19 protein-coding genes and 1 pseudogene are annotated in these 17,802 nt (G+C 69.2%); 8 read left to right on the forward strand and 12 right to left on the reverse strand.

The window, feature by feature from the left end:
- Positions 1-2 precede the first annotated feature (2 nt).
- The 5 genes from pdxA to ERL55_RS11830 are packed head-to-tail and all read left to right on the forward strand — an operon-like array spanning position 3 to position 3,443.
- The gene (gene pdxA, locus ERL55_RS11810) at positions 3-992 is read left to right on the forward strand and encodes a 4-hydroxythreonine-4-phosphate dehydrogenase PdxA (RefSeq protein ID WP_129136591.1); all 990 of its coding nucleotides are present in this window, start codon (positions 3-5) and stop codon (positions 990-992) included.
- Between the two features lie 14 nt (positions 993-1,006).
- Positions 1,007-1,345 (forward strand): tRNA-binding protein, encoded by a 339-nt coding sequence (locus ERL55_RS11815; RefSeq protein ID WP_129137327.1) that lies wholly within the window; start codon positions 1,007-1,009, stop codon positions 1,343-1,345.
- 2 nt (positions 1,346-1,347) lie between these two features.
- The gene (rsmA, locus tag ERL55_RS11820) at positions 1,348-2,148 is read left to right on the forward strand and encodes a 16S rRNA (adenine(1518)-N(6)/adenine(1519)-N(6))-dimethyltransferase RsmA (RefSeq protein WP_241685891.1); all 801 of its coding nucleotides are present in this window, start codon (positions 1,348-1,350) and stop codon (positions 2,146-2,148) included.
- 59 nt (positions 2,149-2,207) lie between these two features.
- Positions 2,208-2,591, forward strand: a complete 384-nt coding sequence (gene apaG, locus ERL55_RS11825) for a Co2+/Mg2+ efflux protein ApaG (protein WP_129136593.1) — start codon at positions 2,208-2,210, stop codon at positions 2,589-2,591.
- Positions 2,592-2,600: 9 nt separating this feature from the next.
- Positions 2,601-3,443, forward strand: a complete 843-nt coding sequence (locus ERL55_RS11830) for a symmetrical bis(5'-nucleosyl)-tetraphosphatase (protein WP_129136594.1) — start codon at positions 2,601-2,603, stop codon at positions 3,441-3,443.
- A 30-nt stretch (positions 3,444-3,473) separates the two neighbouring features.
- Here ERL55_RS11830 and ERL55_RS11835 read toward each other — a convergent pair.
- The 6 genes and pseudogenes from ERL55_RS11835 to ERL55_RS11860 all read right to left on the reverse strand — a co-directional run.
- Positions 3,474-4,421 (reverse strand): annotated as a pseudogene (locus ERL55_RS11835) (IS481 family transposase); the annotation flags it as partial.
- Positions 4,422-4,504: 83 nt separating this feature from the next.
- The gene (locus ERL55_RS11840) at positions 4,505-5,026 is read right to left on the reverse strand and encodes a dihydrofolate reductase (protein WP_206733314.1); all 522 of its coding nucleotides are present in this window, start codon (positions 5,024-5,026) and stop codon (positions 4,505-4,507) included.
- Complete coding sequence (locus tag ERL55_RS11845) at positions 5,026-5,820, reverse strand: thymidylate synthase (RefSeq protein WP_129136595.1); 795 nt, start codon at positions 5,818-5,820, stop codon at positions 5,026-5,028. Before ERL55_RS11845 ends, ERL55_RS11840 begins: the two co-directional genes overlap by 1 nt.
- Before the next feature lies 1 nt (position 5,821).
- Positions 5,822-6,739 (reverse strand): prolipoprotein diacylglyceryl transferase, encoded by a 918-nt coding sequence (gene lgt / locus ERL55_RS11850; protein ID WP_129136596.1) that lies wholly within the window; start codon positions 6,737-6,739, stop codon positions 5,822-5,824.
- A 66-nt stretch (positions 6,740-6,805) separates the two neighbouring features.
- On the reverse strand, positions 6,806-7,585 hold the full coding sequence (locus ERL55_RS11855) for a TerC family protein (protein ID WP_129136597.1): 780 nt from the start codon (positions 7,583-7,585) through the stop codon (positions 6,806-6,808).
- A 36-nt stretch (positions 7,586-7,621) separates the two neighbouring features.
- Positions 7,622-7,999 (reverse strand): diacylglycerol kinase, encoded by a 378-nt coding sequence (locus ERL55_RS11860; RefSeq protein WP_129136598.1) that lies wholly within the window; start codon positions 7,997-7,999, stop codon positions 7,622-7,624.
- Between the two features lie 237 nt (positions 8,000-8,236).
- Between ERL55_RS11860 and ERL55_RS11865 the strand changes: the two genes are divergently transcribed.
- Positions 8,237-8,953: an SGNH/GDSL hydrolase family protein gene (locus ERL55_RS11865; RefSeq protein ID WP_129136599.1), complete on the forward strand. Its 717-nt coding sequence runs from the start codon at positions 8,237-8,239 to the stop codon at positions 8,951-8,953.
- 90 nt (positions 8,954-9,043) lie between these two features.
- Positions 9,044-9,436 (forward strand): hypothetical protein, encoded by a 393-nt coding sequence (locus ERL55_RS11870; RefSeq protein ID WP_129136600.1) that lies wholly within the window; start codon positions 9,044-9,046, stop codon positions 9,434-9,436.
- A gap of 131 nt (positions 9,437-9,567) precedes the next feature.
- On the opposite strand, the gene ERL55_RS11875 is transcribed toward ERL55_RS11870, so the two are convergent.
- Positions 9,568-10,224, reverse strand: coding sequence for a LysM peptidoglycan-binding domain-containing protein (locus tag ERL55_RS11875; RefSeq protein ID WP_164972190.1), 657 nt, complete (start codon positions 10,222-10,224; stop codon positions 9,568-9,570).
- Positions 10,225-10,333: 109 nt separating this feature from the next.
- Entirely contained in the window at positions 10,334-11,341 is a 1,008-nt protein-coding gene (locus ERL55_RS11880) for an isoaspartyl peptidase/L-asparaginase (RefSeq protein WP_129136602.1), read from the reverse strand.
- A gap of 275 nt (positions 11,342-11,616) precedes the next feature.
- Between ERL55_RS11880 and ERL55_RS11885 the strand changes: the two genes are divergently transcribed.
- Positions 11,617-12,822, forward strand: a complete 1,206-nt coding sequence (locus ERL55_RS11885; protein ID WP_129136603.1) for a S8 family peptidase — start codon at positions 11,617-11,619, stop codon at positions 12,820-12,822.
- 81 nt (positions 12,823-12,903) lie between these two features.
- Here ERL55_RS11885 and ERL55_RS11890 read toward each other — a convergent pair whose 3' ends face one another.
- From ERL55_RS11890 to ERL55_RS11905, 4 genes are all read right to left on the reverse strand, one after another.
- A complete protein-coding gene (locus ERL55_RS11890) occupies positions 12,904-14,136 on the reverse strand; it encodes an ABC transporter permease (RefSeq protein WP_129136604.1) in 1,233 nt (410 codons plus the stop codon).
- The gene (locus ERL55_RS11895) at positions 14,133-14,825 is read right to left on the reverse strand and encodes an ABC transporter ATP-binding protein (protein WP_129136605.1); all 693 of its coding nucleotides are present in this window, start codon (positions 14,823-14,825) and stop codon (positions 14,133-14,135) included. The genes ERL55_RS11890 and ERL55_RS11895 overlap by 4 nt, the downstream gene beginning before the upstream one ends.
- Entirely contained in the window at positions 14,822-16,348 is a 1,527-nt protein-coding gene (locus ERL55_RS11900; protein WP_129136606.1) for an efflux RND transporter periplasmic adaptor subunit, read from the reverse strand. The genes ERL55_RS11895 and ERL55_RS11900 overlap by 4 nt, the downstream gene beginning before the upstream one ends.
- Positions 16,349-16,522: 174 nt before the next feature.
- Entirely contained in the window at positions 16,523-17,791 is a 1,269-nt protein-coding gene (locus tag ERL55_RS11905; RefSeq protein WP_129136607.1) for a HAMP domain-containing sensor histidine kinase, read from the reverse strand.
- Between the last annotated feature and the right edge of the window lie 11 nt (positions 17,792-17,802).

Genomic DNA, 17,802 nt, shown 5'->3' on the forward strand with positions numbered 1-17,802 from the left:
GGATGCGGCGTCCCCGGCTCGCGCTGGTCCCGGGTGAACCGGCCGGCGTCGGGCCGGAACTGTGCGTCGCAGCCCTCGCACGGGGTTGGGATGCCGACCTCGTGGTCTTCGGCGACGGCGACACCCTGCGCCGTGCGGCCGAAGCCACCGGCCAGCCCATCCCGGAACTGATCCCGCATGACGCGCCGGCCGACGTGCCCGGGGTGCGCCTGGTCGAGTATCGCAATGCACGCCCGCTGCGCTTCGGCGAGGCCGACCCGGCCAACGCGCGCGCGGTGATCGCTGCGCTGACCGCGGCCGCCGATGCCTGCCTGTCGGGTGCCTGCGACGGCCTGGTCACCGGGCCCGTGCACAAGGCGGCCATCAACGACGGCGGCATTGCCTACACCGGCACCACCGAACTGCTGGCGCGCCATGCCGGCCGCGAGGTGGTGATGATGCTGGCCAACGACATCGTCCGGGTGGCACTGGCGACCACCCACCTGCCGCTGCGCGCTGTCCCCGACGCCATCGACGCGACACTGCTCGAACGCGTGCTGCGGATCCTGCACACCGCGCTGCGCCGCGACTTCGGCCACCCGCACCCGGTCATCGCGGTCCTGGGCCTGAACCCGCATGCCGGCGAGGACGGTCACCTGGGCCGCGAGGAACTCGACGTCATCGCACCGTTGCTGGCGCGCCTGCGCGCCGCGGACGGCTTCGACCTGCGCGGTCCGCTGCCGGCCGATACCGCCTTCCTGCCGGCACGGCTTGCGCAGTTCGACGCGGTGCTTGCGATGTACCACGACCAGGGCCTGCCGGTGCTGAAGTACAGCGGCTTCGAGCAGGCGGTCAACCTCACCCTCGGCCTGCCCTACCCGCGCGTGGCGGTGGACCATGGCACCGCGCTCGACCTGGCCGGACGCGGCACTGCCGACCCGTCGAGCCTGTTTGCGGCCATTGCCACCTGCGCGCAGCTGGCGGGGCGCCACACCGCGGACGCACGTGCATGACGGAACCCGCAGCAATGCCGACGATCGGCTGGGACGAGTTCGAACGCGTGGACCTGCGCGTGGGCCGCGTGCTCAGCGCGCGCGTGTTCGCGGAGGCGCGCAAACCCGCCTACGTGCTCGACGTGGACTTCGGCCCGGAGATCGGCGTGCGCAAGTCCAGCGCGCAGATCACCGATCTGTACACGCCGGATTCGCTGGTCGGCCGACTGGTCGTGGCGGTGGTGAACTTTCCGCCACGGCAGATCGGCCCACTGATGTCGCAATGCCTGGTCACCGGCTTCCACGACGCGCAGGGCCGGGTGGCCCTGTGCGTGCCGGATGCCGACGTCCCTCCTGGAACCCGCCTGCTGTGAGCATCGACACCACCGACACCGGCTTCGGCCGCGCCAAGAAGGCGCTGGGCCAGCATTTCCTCCACGAGCGCGGCGTCATCGACCGCATCGTGCACGCGATCGACCCGAAGCCCGGCGAGCGCATCGTCGAGATCGGTCCCGGCCAGGGGGCGCTGACCTTCCCGCTGCTGCGCGCGCATGGCGCGCTGACGGTGATCGAGTTCGACCGCGACCTGATCGCGCCGCTGACCGCGGCCGCCGCGCCCATCGGTGAGCTGTCGATCGTGCACCGCGATGTGCTCAAGGTCGACTTCAGCGAACTCGCCGGCGCCGGGGGCGCGCTGCGGCTGGTCGGCAACCTGCCCTACAACATCTCCTCGCCGATCCTGTTCCACGCGCTCGACCATGCCGGGGCCGTCGTCGACATGCACTTCATGCTGCAGAAGGAAGTGGTCGACCGCATGGCGGCCGGCCCCGGCAGCAAGGTCTACGGCCGGCTGAGCGTGATGCTGCAGGCCTGGTGTGATGTGACCCCGCTGTTCACCGTCGGGCCCGGCGCGTTCCGGCCGCCACCGAAAGTCGACTCGGCGGTGGTGCGGCTGGTGCCAAAGCCGCCAGCGCGCGTAGCGGTGGATGACCGTGCCCGCTTCGCGGCGATCGTGCGCGCGGCCTTCGGACAGCGCCGCAAGACCCTGCGCAATGCGCTCGGCGGACTGCTGTCCGCCGATGCGATCGCAGCCGCGGGCATCGAACCGGGGCAGCGCGCCGAACAGCTCGAGGTCGCGGACTTCATCGCGCTGTCGAAGCTTCAAGCGGACGCGTAATGCGTCATGCGCAACCCGCCTCACCCGCTCTTTGCGGCTGCGGGCGATACACTGTGCGCATGGACGAGAGACCGGACTACACGCTGGAAATCCAGATCGCGACGCAGTTCCTCGACGAGGAATCCGAGCCGGACCACGACCGTTACGTGTTCGCCTACACGATCCGCATCCGCAACCTCGGCCGGCGCGCGGCGCAACTGGTTTCGCGTCACTGGATCATCACCGACGGCAACGGCAAGGTCGACGAAGTGCATGGCGAAGGCGTGGTCGGCGAGCAGCCGTTGATCGAACCCGGCGAGCAGTTCGAATACACCTCCGGCGCGGTGCTCGAGACCGCGGTCGGCAGCATGCAGGGCCGTTACGACATGGTCGGCGAAGACGGAACGCGCTTCGACGCGCCGATCCCGCCGTTCACGCTGTCCGTCCCGCGTACGTTGCACTAGGCCGCGCGCATGGCGGTCTGGGCAATCGGCGACCTGCAGGGCTGCTACGGTCCCACGCAGCGACTCCTGGAGAAGCTCCGCTTCGATCCGGCGGTCGACCGGCTGTGGTTCTGTGGCGACCTGGTCAACCGCGGCGGCGAGTCGCTGGAAACGCTGCGGCTGGTGCATTCGCTGCGCGGGTCGGCCACCGTGGTACTCGGCAACCATGACCTCTCGCTGCTGGCGATCGGCGGCCGTGACGAGGCGCAGCAGCGCCGGGTCAACCCGGACCTGCAGCGGGTGCTGTTCGCTCCCGATCGCGACGATCTGCTGGAGTGGCTGCGCGGCTGCCCGCTGGTGCATGCCGACCGCGAGCTCGGCTGGATGATGGTGCACGCCGGGCTCGCGCCCCGGTGGACCACCTGCGACGCCGAAGCGCACGCCGCCGAAGTGCACGAGCGCCTGCGCGGCGGCGGGTATCGCAAGCTGCTGCGCCATATGTATGGCGACAAGCCGGCATGGTCGCCGGGGTTGCGCGGCGTGGACCGCGACCGCGCGATCATCAACGTGTTCACGCGCATGCGTTACTGCACCCCGCGTGGACGCATCGCGTTCGAGGAGAAGGGTGCGCCCGGCACGCAGGCCGCGGGCCTGTATCCGTGGTACGAGGTGCCGGGACGCGCCGAACGCGACCTGAAGCTGGTCTGCGGACACTGGTCCACGCTCGGCCTCTTCATCGGCCATGGCGTGCACGCGATCGATACCGGTGCGGTCTGGGGCGGACGGCTCACGGCCCTGCAGCTCGATACCGATGAGCTGCGCGTGGTGCAGGTGCCCGGTCGTGATGTGCCCGAGGGCGAGCGCCGCGGCTGAGGCCCGGGGCTCGCGGAACGGGCCGGCCTTGCTGTGTAAACCCAGGACGTTGTTCAGTGGAAGCTGGATGCGGCTGATTGGGGGTTGGTAGCCAAGGCTGGCGTGCGGCCGGTGCCAGTTGTACTGGTGCAGCCAGCGAGGAAGAGCGTGCCGGCGCTGCTCCGAGCTGTCGTAGGAACAGGCATAGGCCCATTCGCGCAAAGCGGTCTGGACCAGGCGTTCGGCCTTGCCGTTGGTACGCGGGGTGTAGGGTCGCGTGCGCAGATGGCGCAGGCCCAGGCGGCGCAGGAGCCGGCAGAAGCGCCGGGACTTGTAGCAGGCACCGTTGTCGGTCATCACCCGGGTGAAAGTGACTCCCAGACCGCGGTAGTAGCGCAAGGCTTGAAGCAGTGCGCGGCAAGCGCTGGATCCGCGCTCATCGCCTTCGATGGTGCCGAAGGCGACCCGTGAGTGATCGTCGATGGCAAGGTGGACGAACTCCCAGCCTGCGCCCTCGGACGCGCCTTGGCGATCGCCCGTGATCCGATGGCCAGGGCGCCAGAAGCGGCCCAGCTTCTTGATGTCCAGATGCAACAGGTCCCCGGCCTGGTGATACTCGTAGCGGTTATCCGGGCGCGCCGGCTCAAGCTCGGCCAGCCGGTGCAGCCCGGCGCGGCGCATCAGCCGGGCAATGGTGCTGAGGCCGACAGGCAAAGCCAATGAGATCTGGCGGTAGGTCTGACGCTGACGACGCAGAGCGGTCACCTCTGCGGCCACCGATGGCGGTGTGGCATGCGGGCACCGATGCGGTCGCGATGACCGATCATCCAAGCCGGCCCAGCCTTCCTCGCGAAAGCGGCGCAGCCACTTGTATGCGGTCCTGACGCTCACGCCCGCCGCGTGCGCAGCTTCCTCGACCCGCAGGCCTTGGTCGATCACCCGCTCCACCAGAAGGGCTCGACCGCGAGGCGTAAGACGGGCATGTTTATGCAGGTTCATCCGGGGCTCCTGGAGGGGTGGCTGATTCGCACCTCCAGTCTTCCGGGATCACCCCGGATGAACAACCTACTGAGAGATCACACCTAGCCGGCGTCGGGTGCGTGGTCGACGACGCGCGTGTAGTCGACGAAGTCGAACGGCAGTGCGTGTCGGGCATCGGCCGGATGATGCTCGACCGGCCCCGCGATCCAGCCGCCGTCATCCCATTCCGGGAAGAACGCGTCGGCGCTTTCCGCCTCCGTATCCACATGGGTGAGGTGGAGCACGTCGGCCAGCGGCAGGGTCAGTGCGTAGATCTCGCCGCCCCCGATCACGCACAGCTCCGGAACGTCCAGGGCGAGGGCGTCATCGAGCGTGCCGATCGCGCGCATGCCGTCGAATGGCACCTGGCCGCTGCGGGTCAGCACCAGGTTGTCGCGGCCAGGCAGCGCACGCCCCAGCGATTCCGCGGTGCGTCGCCCCATCAGCACCGGCTTGCCGAGGGTAATCCGCTTGAACCGCCTCAGATCGTCCGGCAGGTGCCAGGGCATCGCGTTGTCGCGGCCGATGGCACGCCGGCGGTCCAGCGCCGCCACCAGGCTGATGCGTGGGCGGCCGGCTGCCATCAGACCGCCACGGGCGCCCGGATCGCCGGATGCGGGTGGTAGTCGACCACTTCGATGTCGTCGTATCCGAACGCGAACAGGTCGGTCACGTCCGGATTGAGCCGCAGGCGCGGCAGTGGCAGCGGCTCACGGGAGAGCTGCTCGCGTGCCTGTTCGTAATGGTTCGAATACAGGTGCGCGTCGCCCAGGGTATGCACGAAGTCACCGACGCCCAGCCCGGTCACCTGCGCGACCATGTGCGTGAGCAGTGCATAGCTTGCGATGTTGAACGGCACGCCGAGGAAGATGTCGCCGCTGCGCTGGTAGAGCTGGCAGCTGAGCTTCCCATCCACCACGTAGAACTGGAACAGCGCATGGCAGGGTTGCAGCGCCATCGCCGGCAGGTCGGCAACGTTCCAGGCACTGACCACCAGCCTGCGCGAATCCGGGTTGCGGCGGATCTCGTCGACCACCCAGCGGATCTGGTCGATCTCGCCACCGCGGCCATCGTCCCAGCGCCGCCACTGCTTGCCATACACCGGGCCGAGCTCGCCATCGGCATCGGCCCATTCGTCCCAGATGCCGACCCGGTTGTCGCGCAGGTAACCGATGTTGGTCTCGCCCTTCAGGAACCACAGCAGCTCATGGATGATCGAGCGCAGGTGCAGCTTCTTGGTGGTGACCAGCGGGAACCCCGCGTTGAGGTCGAACCGCATCTGCCAGCCGAACACGCTGCGCGTGCCGGTGCCGGTGCGGTCCGACTTCTCAGCACCGTGCTCGAGCACATGCCGCAGCAGATCGAGATAGGCGCGCATGTCAGCGCGTCCCCGCTGGCGCGGGTGCCGGCTGCGGTTCGAGCACCGGCGCCGTGCGTGACCTCCAGAACAGGAACAGGCCGAGCGCGATCAGCGGCAGGCTCAGCACCTGGCCCATCGTCAACCAGCCGAACGCGAGGTAGCCCAGCTGCGCATCCGGCTCGCGGACGAACTCGACGATGAAGCGGAACACGCCATAGCCCAGCGCGAAGCTGCCCGACACCGCGAAACGACGGCGCGGCTTCATCGAATAGATCCACACGATCGCGAACAGCACCACGCCCTCGAGGACGGCCTGGTAGAGCTGCGACGGGTGTCGCGCGTAGGTGTCGAGTGCACCACTGGCATGCAGCGCCCGCAGTGACTCGAGGTCCATGCTCCAGAACGGCTGCGGCAGTGACTTCGGAAACACCACGCCCCAGCTGCCATCGGTCTGCCGGCCCCAGAGCTCGCCACCGATCCAGTTGCCGATGCGACCCACGCCCAGCCCCAGCGGCACCAGCGGCGCACCGAAATCCATCACGTCGAAGAAGTGCAGCCGCTGCCGGCGTGCCCACAGCCACGCCGCCAGCAGCACGCCCAGCAGGCCGCCGTGGAAACTCATGCCGCCTTCCCAGGGCCGCAGCAGCATCGACGGGTCGGCGATGAAATCACCGAACGCATAGAACAGCACATAGCCGACGCGCCCACCGAGGATCACGCCGAACATGCAGTAGAACAGCAGGTCGCCGAAGGCGTTGTAGTCGACACCGGGCAGCCGGCTGGCACGGATCCGCGCGCGCCCCAGCAGCCACGCGCTGGCGAAGGCGACCAGGTACATCAGCCCGTACCAGTGCACCTGCGGGTGGAACTGGCGGCCGAACAGCTCGAACGCCGGCAGCGAGAAGGCCACGGGATCGATCTGGTGCAGGATCGTCATCGGACTGCGCCTCCTGGGCTCATGCGTACGCGACCGGCGACGCCGGCCGCGGAATCATCACCACCGTCAACGCGGCATCGGATGGCGCGGCTCGTCGACCGGCGGCACCACCCGGCCCTGGTTGCGCATGGTGTTGCGCTTGGCCCACAGGTTGAGGATCTCGACGAACGCCGAGAAGCCCATCGCACCGTAGATATAGCCCTTCGGGATATGCAGGCCGAAACCGTCGAAGGTGAGGTACACGCCGATCAGCACGATGAAGGCAAGCGCCAGCATCTTCACCGTCGGGTTGGCATCGATGAAGCGACCCAGCGGCTGCGCGGCCAGCAGCATCACCGCCACCGCGATCAGGATCGCCGCCACCATCACCGGCACGTAGTCGCCGGCCATGCCCACCGCCGCGATCACCGAATCCAGCGAGAACACGATGTCGATCACCGCGATCTGCGCGATCACCGAGCCGAACGAGGCCGTTGCCGCGCCCGCCGCGCTCACATCGCCGTGCTCCTCGCCCTTGAGCTGCTCGCGGATCTCCATCGCGCCCTTCACGATGAGGAACAGGCCGCCGAGGATCAGGATCAGGTCGCGTACCGAGACGCCGCGCCCGAACAGTTCGAACAGCGGATCGGTCAACCGCGCCAGCCACGCCAGCGTCAGCAGCAGGCCCACGCGGGTGATGCAGGCCACCGCGATACCGAACTTGCGTGCGAACTCCCGCCGCTCGATCGGCAGCTTGCCTACGGCGATCGAAATGAACACCAGGTTGTCGATGCCGAGCACGATCTCGATCGCGGCCAGCGTCACCAGCAGGATCCACACCTGCGGGTCGGTCAACAGTTCCATCATCGTCTTGGTCGCCTCAGTCGATCCGGCCGGGGCCGGTCAGAACCAGCGCGGGAGCAGGATCAGCCCCCACACCAGCAGTACGTTCAGCATCGCCACGAACACCGCGGCCGATCCCATGTCCTTGGCCCGCCCGGCCAGCGCGTGCCACTCCCCGCCGAAGCGCTCGATCACCGCCTCGATCGCGGAGTTCAGCAGCTCCACCGTGAGCACCAGCAGGCAGCTTCCCAGCAGCAGCGCGCGCTCCACCCCGTCGGCGCCCAGCCAGATCGCGAGCGGAGCCAGCACCACCAGCAGGCACACTTCCAGCCGGAACGACGATTCGTGCAGCCACGCCGCGCGCAGGCCCTGCACCGACCATACCGTCGCCTTCCACATCCTTGCCGGGCCGCGCGGCCAGTGTCCGGTGCCGTCCATCGCTCACGCGGGATCCCGCGGCGCCGGGCCGGTGGGAACGGACCGCGTGCCGCGACGGCGCGCGGACAATACGGAAAACGCGGCAGTCATGGACATCGGATCGCGGGCACTGTGACGGGCCGGAAGCCCGACATTCTGCCACAGCGGATACACACGCCGTCAGCGTGGCGGCCCCGGGTTTGCATCGCGCCCACCGCCCTGCTTGACTGGCCATCCACCCGCGATGCGATGCCGCCGATGCCGTTCACGCTCCGCCTGCTCCGCAGCCTGCTGGCCGCCACCTTGCTGTGCACCGGCATCGCGGGTGCCGGAACGCTCCCGGCTGCGGCGACGCCCGGGGCACTGCCGCTGGATCCGGTGTCGTCACCGGCCTGGATCGAGGACATGGCGCGTTTCGCCGCCGAAGATGCCGCGCGGCCGCCGCCGATGCGACCGGTGGTGTTCACCGGCAGCTCGTCGGTGCGGATGTGGCCTGACCTGGAGCGCGCGTTCGGCGACCTGCCGGTGCTCAACCGCGGCTTCGGCGGTTCGCAGTTCCGCGATGCCGTGCATTACGCCGACGAGATCGCGATCCGCTACCGGCCGCGCCGCGTGCTGATCTATTCCGGCGACAACGACCTGATGTCCGGGCGCAACCCCGCACAGGTCGCCGCCGATGCGCGCCGCTTCGCCGCCCGCATCCATCGCGAGTTGCCCGGAACGCCGGTCGCCTTCATCGCGATCAAGCCCAGTCCGTTCAACGCGCACCGGCTCGGGCAGCAGCGCGAGGCGAACGCACTGATCGCCGACTGGGCCCGGCGCCAGCCGGATGTCGACTACATCGACGTGTTCACCCCGATGCTCGATGCCGACGGCCGCCCACGTGCCGAGCTGTTCCTGGCCGACGGGCTGCACCTCAATGCGCAGGGCTATGCACTGTGGCGCCGGCTTGTCGGCGCGTACCTCGGCCGGTGATGCGCACGGGTGATGGTCGGGATCCCGGACACGTGCAGCCTCGGCACACCTGCGGATTCGCCTGCTGAAATTCCAACCGGAGTTGCCACCATGTCCAATACGTTCGCCCAGACCACGCCGGTGGCCCTGCTGCCTGACGACCCCGACCATGCGGCCATCGCCGATGCGGCGGCCGCACCGGTGCTCGCAGCCACCGACCAGCGCGCGACGGTGCGCATCGAGCGCGTGGACACCCTCGGCCCATGGGCGTTCGTGCAGGGACGCCTCGAGGCGCCGGGTGGCGGCCGGCCGGACTACGCCGGCACTACGTTCGCGGAGCGCGCCGCGCAGGGCGGCATGTCCGATCTGCACGTCGCGCTGCTGCGCCGCGACGAGGACAGCGACGCATGGATGCTGGTGGACCACGCCATCGGCCCGGGCGATGTCGCCTGGCTCACCTGGCCGACCACGCACGCCGCGCCGCGCCAGCTGTTCGGGTTCTGAGCGCTGACGGCGATACGTCGCAACGGTCGGCAACGCCGCAACACGACGATACGCCACGGCCACGCTCGTCCGCAGGCCCGACAACGCGAAAGGCCCGGTCAGTGACCGGGCCTTTCTCATGCGCGATGGGGTCAGCGTGGCGGGGTGATGATCTCGTAGCGTCCCGAAGCGCCACCCCAGCTGATGCTCTGGGTGCCGTCGTTGTTGACGTTGTTGGAACCGATGAAGCGCGGTTGCCCGTTCTCGAAGCCGGAAAACAGCACGACATGCGATTGGCCGTCGCGCTGCATCAGCACCACGTCGCCCGGACGCGCGTCCTGCAGGGAAACGGTCTGCCAGCCGTCACCCTTGAGGTTGCTGGCCAGCTGGTCCACCGACGCACTGCCCTGGCTGGCGTCGATCACCCCCGCCTCCTGCAGGCAGGCGGACACGAAGTTCGCGCAGTTCACGTTGTCCGGCACCCAGGTCTGCATGGGCAGCTGGCCGCTGTGCTTGAGCTCGCCGACATGGGTGCCGAGGAACTGCTGCGCGATCGATGCGGCGTTGCCACCGCGGGCCATGGCATCGGTGCCGGCCACGGCCCGGGTGCCGATCGCGGTGGAGGCGCTGTCGGCACCCGCCGCGCCCTCGCCACCGCCCAGCCGCAGCGAGGCGCCGGCGTAGATCACGTCAGGGTTGCTGATGCTAGGGTTCAGCGCCATCAGCGCATCGATGGTGGAGCCGTTGCGCTGGGCGATCTGCGACAGCGTGTCGCCCCAGGCAATGGTGTGGTTTGCGATCGCGGTCATGGCAGGTGTTCCGCTGCAGCGAGGATGCCTGCAGTCTCGGCGCGCGCGGCCCGCGCCCACAAGCCGGGGCCAACCCGGATAGGGTCGACCCGAGGTCGCGGCTGCGGCGTCACTCGTCTCCGAAGATCGCCACGCCGCGTCGCCCGTCGGCGCCGATCCACCCGCGATACATGCCCGGCGTATTGAACGGCAGCGCGATGTTGCCCTGCGCATCGAGCGCGATCACCCCGCCATCCCCGCCCTGCGCCGGGATGACCTCGCCGATGACGTGGCCGGCCGCATCGGCGAGGCTGTCGCCGCGATACGCCACCCGCGCGCAGATGTCGTGCGCGACCGCGTTGCGGATGAAGAACTCGCCCCAGCCGGTTGCCGACACGCCGCAGCGATCATCGGCCCAGGTACCGGCACCGATGATCGGCGCATCGCCGACGCGGCCCCAGCGTTTGTTGGTCATGCCGCCGGTGGACGTGGCCGCGGCGATATGGCCGTGGGCATCGAGCGCGACCGCGCCCACCGTGCCGAAGTAGGCATCGCGCGCGACCGGCACGTCGAGCCCTGCCTGGCGTTGCGCCTCGTTGGCCTGCGCGCGCTGGAGCTGCTCGCGGCGCTGCGGGGTATCGAACCAGTCGTTGGGCACGCGCTCGAGATCGGTGTGGTCGTCGGCGAAGCGCTCGGCGCCATCACCGATCAGCATCACGTGCGGCGACTGTTCCATGACCCGGCGTGCGAGCCGCACCGGGCTGCGCACGGTCGATACCGCCGCCACCGCACCGGCGCGCCGGGTATGACCCTCCATCACCGATGCATCCAGTTCGTGGCGTCCTTCGGCATTGAACACCGCGCCCTTGCCGGCGTTGAAGTGTGGCGACTCCTCCAGCACGCGCACGCTGGCCTCGACCGCATCGAGCGCGGCGCCGCCGCCCGCCAGCACCGCGTGCCCGGCGTCGAGCGCGGCATCAAGCGTCTCGCGTATCGCGCGCTCGGCATCGGCCGACATGGCCTTGCGCTCGATGACACCGGCGCCGCCATGGATCACCAGCGCCGTCGGTTGCGCCTGCGCAAGCGCGGCATCGGGTGCACCCAGCAGAAGTGCGCAGCAGAGCAAAAAGGTTCGCATGTCGATCTCCGTGAAGACCGCTGAAGCATAGCAACGCAAACGTGCCGACTTCCGCGCAATGCGGTGACGCAGCGCGTCAAACGCCATTCCGGCACATGGCGTGCAAACGCTTGCATGAACGGCCAGCGGGTCTGCAGCACAGTTCAGGTCTGTCCGGCATCGCAAACAGCGCAGCCCACGCGCACCAGTGGTTGACAACACCCGACCCGGTCACGGCATCTCGCTCAGGCAACGCGGGGGGATCGGTTCCGTCACGTTCTTCATTGGAGGAAGTCATGCTCAAGCAATGCGTGCTCGTACTCGCACTGTCCGTCGCCCTCTCCGGCACCGCGCTGGCCGGGGAATTGCGCAAGGCCGAACAACCCGTGCCCGGCCAGTACATCGTGGTCTTCCACGAGGATGGCGTCCGCACCAGGCTCGCCGACGCGCACGATGGCGGCATCGACGCCACGGCGAAGGCCGCGCGCGTGGCCGAGGTGGAGAACATGGTGGTGGACATCGCCGCCCGCTTCCCGGTCACCGTGGATGCGGTGTACTCGCATGCATTGCAGGGCATGGCGGTGCGCGCAGACCAGCGCGTGATCCAGAAGCTGCTGCATGACCCGCGCGTGGCCTATATCGAGGAGGACGGCTACGTCGAACTCTCCGCCACGCAGAACAACGCCACCTGGGGCCTGGATCGCGTCGACCAGCGCGACCGCCCGTTGAACGGCACCTACATCTACACACCGACCGCGTCGAACGTACGCGCCTATGTCATCGACTCCGGCATCCGCACCGGCCATACCCAGTTCGGTAGCCGGCTGCTGTCGGGCTACTCGGCGATCAGCGACGGCCGTGGCACCAATGACTGCAATGGCCACGGCACCCATGTCGCAGGCACGATCGGCGGCTCGACCTGGGGCGTGGCCAAGCAGGTGCGGCTGGTCCCGGTACGCGTGTTCGGCTGCACCGGCGGCAGCACCAACTCGACGATCATCGCCGGTATCGACTGGGTGCGCGCCAACCGCGTGCTGCCGGCGGTGGCCAACATGAGCCTGGGCGGCGGCGCATCCACCGCCACCGACAACGCCACCAACAACCTGATCAATAGCGGCGTGACCGTGGTGGTCGCAGCCGGCAACAGCAATGCCAATGCGTGCAACTACTCGCCGGCACGGGTGACCAACGCGGTGACGGTGGGCTCGACCACCTCCACCGACGCGCGCTCGTCGTTCTCCAACTACGGCAGCTGCGTGAACATCTTCGCGCCCGGCTCGTCGATCACCTCGGCATGGTCGACCAGCACCTCGGCCTCCAACACCATCAGCGGCACGTCGATGGCGTCCCCGCACGTGGCCGGTGCGGCGGCGCTGTACCTCACCAACAATCCGTCGGCATCGCCGGCCACGGTGCGCAACTGGCTCTACACCAACGCCACCACCAACCGCCTGAGCGGCATCGGCAGCGGTTCGCCGAACCGGTTGCTGTACACGCGCTAGTCGCGGACGGCGTCGCCCCGTTCCCTCGTCGGCGGGGCGCGCCGGCATCGCAGGGCCGCACCTCCGGGTGCGGCCTTTTCGCTACTGCCGCAGCGCCTCGATCGGATCGAGCTGCGAGGCCTTGCGCGCCGGGTAGTAGCCGAAGAACAGGCCGGTCGCCACCGAGAAGCCCGCGGCCATGCCGATCACGTTGGCATTCAATGCCACCGGCAGCGAGCCCATGCGGCTGACCAGCAACGCGCCGACCACGCCGAGCGCAATGCCGATCGCACCGCCGATCAGCGAGATCAGCATCGCCTCCGCGAGGAACTGCCGGCGCACGTCCGACGGGCCCGCGCCCACCGCCATGCGCAGGCCGATCTCGCGGATCCGCTCGGTCACCGACACCAGCATGATGTTCATGATGCCGATGCCGCCAACCACCAGAGAGATCGTCGCCACCGCGCCCAGGAGCAGCGACATCAGCCGCGTGGTGGCGGTGCGGGTAGCGACGATCTCGGCCATGTTGCGCACGGTGAAGTCGTCCTCGTCGCCGGGGCCGATCCGGTGGCGCTGGCGCAGCAGGGCCTCGAGTTCCGACTGCACGTAGCCGAGGTCGTCTGCATCGTTGACGGTCAGCGCGATCTGCATCACCGCGCGCGGCGGCAGGCCCATCGCGCCCAGCAGGCTGCGCCGGCCGGTGGCCATCGGCACCATGATCACGTCGTCCTGGTCCTGGCCGAAGCCACCCTGGCCCTTCGGCGCCAGCGTGCCGGCCACGGTGAACGGCACGCGGCCCAGGCGGATGGTCTCGCCGACGCCGCTGGCATCGCCGAACAGCTGCCGGCGCACGGTTTCCCCGAGGATCGCCACCTTGCCCGCGCCGGTGTAGTCCTGCGGCTGGAAGCCGTCGCCATCGGCCAGCGTCCAGCCGTTGATGGCGAAGAAGTCAGGCTGCACGCCCTGCCAGCTCGCCGCCCAGTTGTTCTCCGCATACACCGCCTGGGTGTTGCCGCGCAGCGAGCCCGACACGTACTGCACTTCCGGGATCTCTTCGCGGATCGCGTCGACGTCGCCCTCGGTCAGGGTGAAGAAGCTTGACGACGCACCCCGTGCGCCGCCCGGCCCACGGCGCGAGCCGGGCGAGATGTCGAGCCGCTGCGAGCCGAGCCCCGAGACCAGCTTGTCCAGCTCGGCCTGGGTGCCCTGGCCGACCGACACCATCACGATCACCGCGGCGATGCCGATGATCACGCCCAGCGAGGTCAACGTGCTGCGCATCCAGTTGCCACGCAGCGCGTGGATGGCGGTGCGCAGGATGTCGGAGAAGTTCATTGCCCTTCCTCGTGCAGTTCGCCGTCGCGCATGACGAAGGTGCGGTCGGCGTGCGCGGCCACCTCGGCGTCATGGGTGATCAGCACCACGGTATGACCGTCATCGCGCAGGCGCTTGAACAGCGCCAGGATCTCCTCGCCGGTTTTCGAATCCAGCGCACCGGTGGGCTCGTCGGCAAGCAGCACCGGCGGCTCGTTGATCAGCGCGCGGGCGATCGCCACGCGCTGCTGCTGGCCACCGGAGAGTTCGTTGGGCCGATGCCCGGAACGGGCGCCCAGCCCCACCGATTCCAGCGCCGCCTGCGCGCGCTCCACGCGCTCGGCCGGCGGCACCCGCGCATACCCCAGCGGCATCGCCACGTTCTCCAGCGCGGTCATCCGCGGCAGCAGGTGGAAGCCCTGGAAGACGAAGCCGATCTTGTCGCGGCGCAGCTCGGCCAGCGCTTCGGCATCGAGGGTGGCGACGTCGATGCCGTCGCACAGGTACTGCCCGCCGGATGGCGTATCCAGGCAGCCGATGAGGTTCATCAGTGTCGACTTGCCCGAACCCGACGGCCCCATGATCGCAACGAAATCGCCATGCATGATGCGCAGGTCGACGCCGGCCAACGCGATCACCTCGGCTTCGGTGCCGGGCGAATAGACCTTGCCCAGGCCGCGGGTCTCGATCACCGGAACCGCTGCATTCATGGTGCCGCGCGCTCGCCGGTGATGACCAGGTCGCCCTCGGCGAGGTCGCCGGCGATCTCGGTGGCGCTGCCGTCGCTCGCCCCCACGCGCACCATCACCGCGCGCGGCTGGCCGTCGACCAGCCGGTACAGCGGTGCGCGGCGTGCACCGACGATGGCATTGAGCGCGCGGTCCCACCGCGCACGCTGGTTGTCGTCGAGGGTGGCGCGGAACGACGCGAAGTCCTGCTGGTAGCGCTGCATCATGCGCTGGCGGATCTGCGCGGCCATGTCGCCGCCCCCGGACGTGACCACGCGCATGCCGGGCCCGCCGAACATGCCGCCCGCGCCCTGCGCCGGCGCGGCCGCCTGGCGCGCGGCCATGCGTTCGCGGATCGCGGCCAGCGCCTCGTCGAACGCCGACTGCTGCTGCGCGGTGAGCTCCAGCTCCTGCGCGGCCCGGGCGAGGTCGTCGGCAACGCCACTGCCTCCGCCGCCGCGCGGGCCAGAGCCCTGCGACGCGGCCAGCTGCGCATCGCTGGGCTTGTAGCGCAGCGCGGCGTTGGAGACCTTGAGCACGCCATCGCGGCGGCTGACCTCGATCTCGGCATTGACCGTCAGCCCCGGCAGCAGGGTGCGGTCGCTGTTGTCGACGCTGACCACCACCGGGTAGGTGATCACGTTATTGGTATTGGTCGCCGACAGACGCACCTGCGCGACCTCGCCACGGAACTGGCGATCCGGGAAGGCATCGACACTGAAGCTCACGCCCTGTCCGACCTCGACCTGGCCGATGTCGGCCTCGTCGACCTCGAGCTCGATCTGCATCTTCGACAGATCCTCGGCGATGGTGAACAGCTCCGGTGCCTGCAGGCTGGCGGCCACGGTCTGGCCGGGCTCGATATTGCGTACCAGCACCACGCCGTCGACCGGCGAACGGATCACGGTGCGCTCGAGGTTGACCTGGCTGGTGCGCGTGGACGCGGTCTGCTGGGCGATCTGCGCGCGCGCGGCGTCGCGCTGCGCACGCGCCTGGTCGAGCGCGGCACGCGACAGGTCGACATCGGCGCGCGCGACCAGCTGGGTGTCGCCGAGGTCCGACTTGCGCCGGTAGTCGAGCTCGGCATTGCGCAGCGCCGCTTCCGCCTGCGCCAGCGATGCACGTGCGCTCGACACCTGGGCGTTGCCCTGGTCGATCTGCGCCTGGTAGGTGCTCGGATCGATGCGCGCGATCACCTGGCCGGCCTCGACGGTGTCGTTGAAGTCCACCAGCACATCGGTGACCTGGCCGGAGATCTGCGAACCCACGATCACCGTGCTGGTCGCGCTCAGCGTGCCGGTGGCGGAGATCGCCACCCGGATGTCGCCGCGCTCCACCGGCACGGTGCGCCACTGCCCTTCGACCGTCGATGGACGGCTGCCCTGCCACCACCAGACGCCACCGGCGACCAGCGCCAGCGCGAGCACCGCGATCGCGGGCTTGAGGAAGCGCGGGGAACGGCCACGCGAAGGGGTGGCGCGGGAAGACGGCTTGGCTGGGCTCATGGCTGCGAAATGATGGAGATCAGGAAGGAGAACGCGCGCGGGTCGCGCACGTTGACAGGCCGGCGCGCGCGGCGCCAGCGCGCTCGCGCGCAGGCATCAGGTAACGATGGGCGAGACGCAGTTACGCGGCCTGCCTTCGATAGCCGGTGTGGCGCGCAGATCACCGCCAACGGCTCAGCCGTAACGGATGGTCGCCGTGGTGCCTTCGCCCGGCTGGCTTTCCAGGCTCACCGGCCACCCGAAGCGTTCGCCGAGCCGGCGCACGATCGACAGGCCCATGCCCTTGCCGGAGCGGAACGGGTCGGCGCGGTAGAAGGGGTCGTAGACACGCTGGAGCACCTCGGGTGACATGCCGATGCCGGTATCGCGCACCAGCACCCGGTCGTCGAGCACTTCGACCTCGATCGATCCTTCCTCGGTGAAGATGCAGGCATTGCTGAGCAGGTTGCCCAGCATCACCCCGAGCACGCGCGGTGGCGCATCCAGCCGCGGGCGCGTGTGGCCGGTGACGCGCAGCTCCACCGGCTTGCCCTGCAGCAGCGGCTGCACCTTCTCGACTTCTTCCATGACCACGTCATGGACATCGAAGTCCTCGCCCTGCACGGCGATGTCGTCCTCGCGTGCAAGGATCAGGAAGGCGTCGATCACGGCCTCCATGTCCCGGGTGGCGCGGTGGATGCGCTGCAGCGAGCGGTGCGAGCGCTGCGGGATCGCGTCGTCGGCCAGCAGCATGTCGCTGGCGACGCGGATGACCGTCAGCGGCGTGCGCAGCTCGTGGCTGGCATCGCGGGTGAAGTCGCGCTCGCGCTGCACGAACGCCTGCACCCGCGCCGACAGCGTGGTCAGCGCATTGCTGAGCTGGTCGACCTCGCGCCCGACCTCGCCGGGAATGCGCTCGGGAATCAGGCTGCCCGGGTCGGCGGCATCCGGATCCCAGCGCGAGACTTCCTCGGCCAGCCAGCTCACCGGGGCCACCAGCCTGCGCGTGGTGCGGTAGGTGAACCAGCTGAACAGGTGGATCGCGGCGATCCCGCCCAGCATCAGCAGTGCGCCCATCATCCACAGCGTGCGGCGCGCGTAGGTGAGATCCATGCTCAGGACGAGCACGCCCACGTCGCGCCCTTCGACGAGCACGTCGCGGCCTTCGCTCGCCAGGTAATGGTGGCCTGCGGACAGCCGGCGCAACGTCGGCGGCAACCGGTCCGCGGCACCGCGGCGCAGGAAGTAGCCGTGCACGAGGTCGGTCTCGGGCAGCACCGGGTTGGCCGGATCCCGCTCGATGAGCGACCAGTATTCGTCGGCCTGCGCACGCAGGCGCGCATCGACGAGTACCCGCAACACGGTGGAGAACGCGATGGTGACGCCCAGAACGATGACCAGGCTGCCAAGGGCAGCCTGGATCATGAACGCAACGCGGACTTTCCTGGGGATTCCCTGGGGCATCGGATGCTACG

Source organism: Luteimonas sp. YGD11-2 (assembly GCF_004118975.1).
Classification (GTDB): Bacteria; Pseudomonadota; Gammaproteobacteria; order Xanthomonadales; family Xanthomonadaceae; genus Luteimonas; species Luteimonas muca.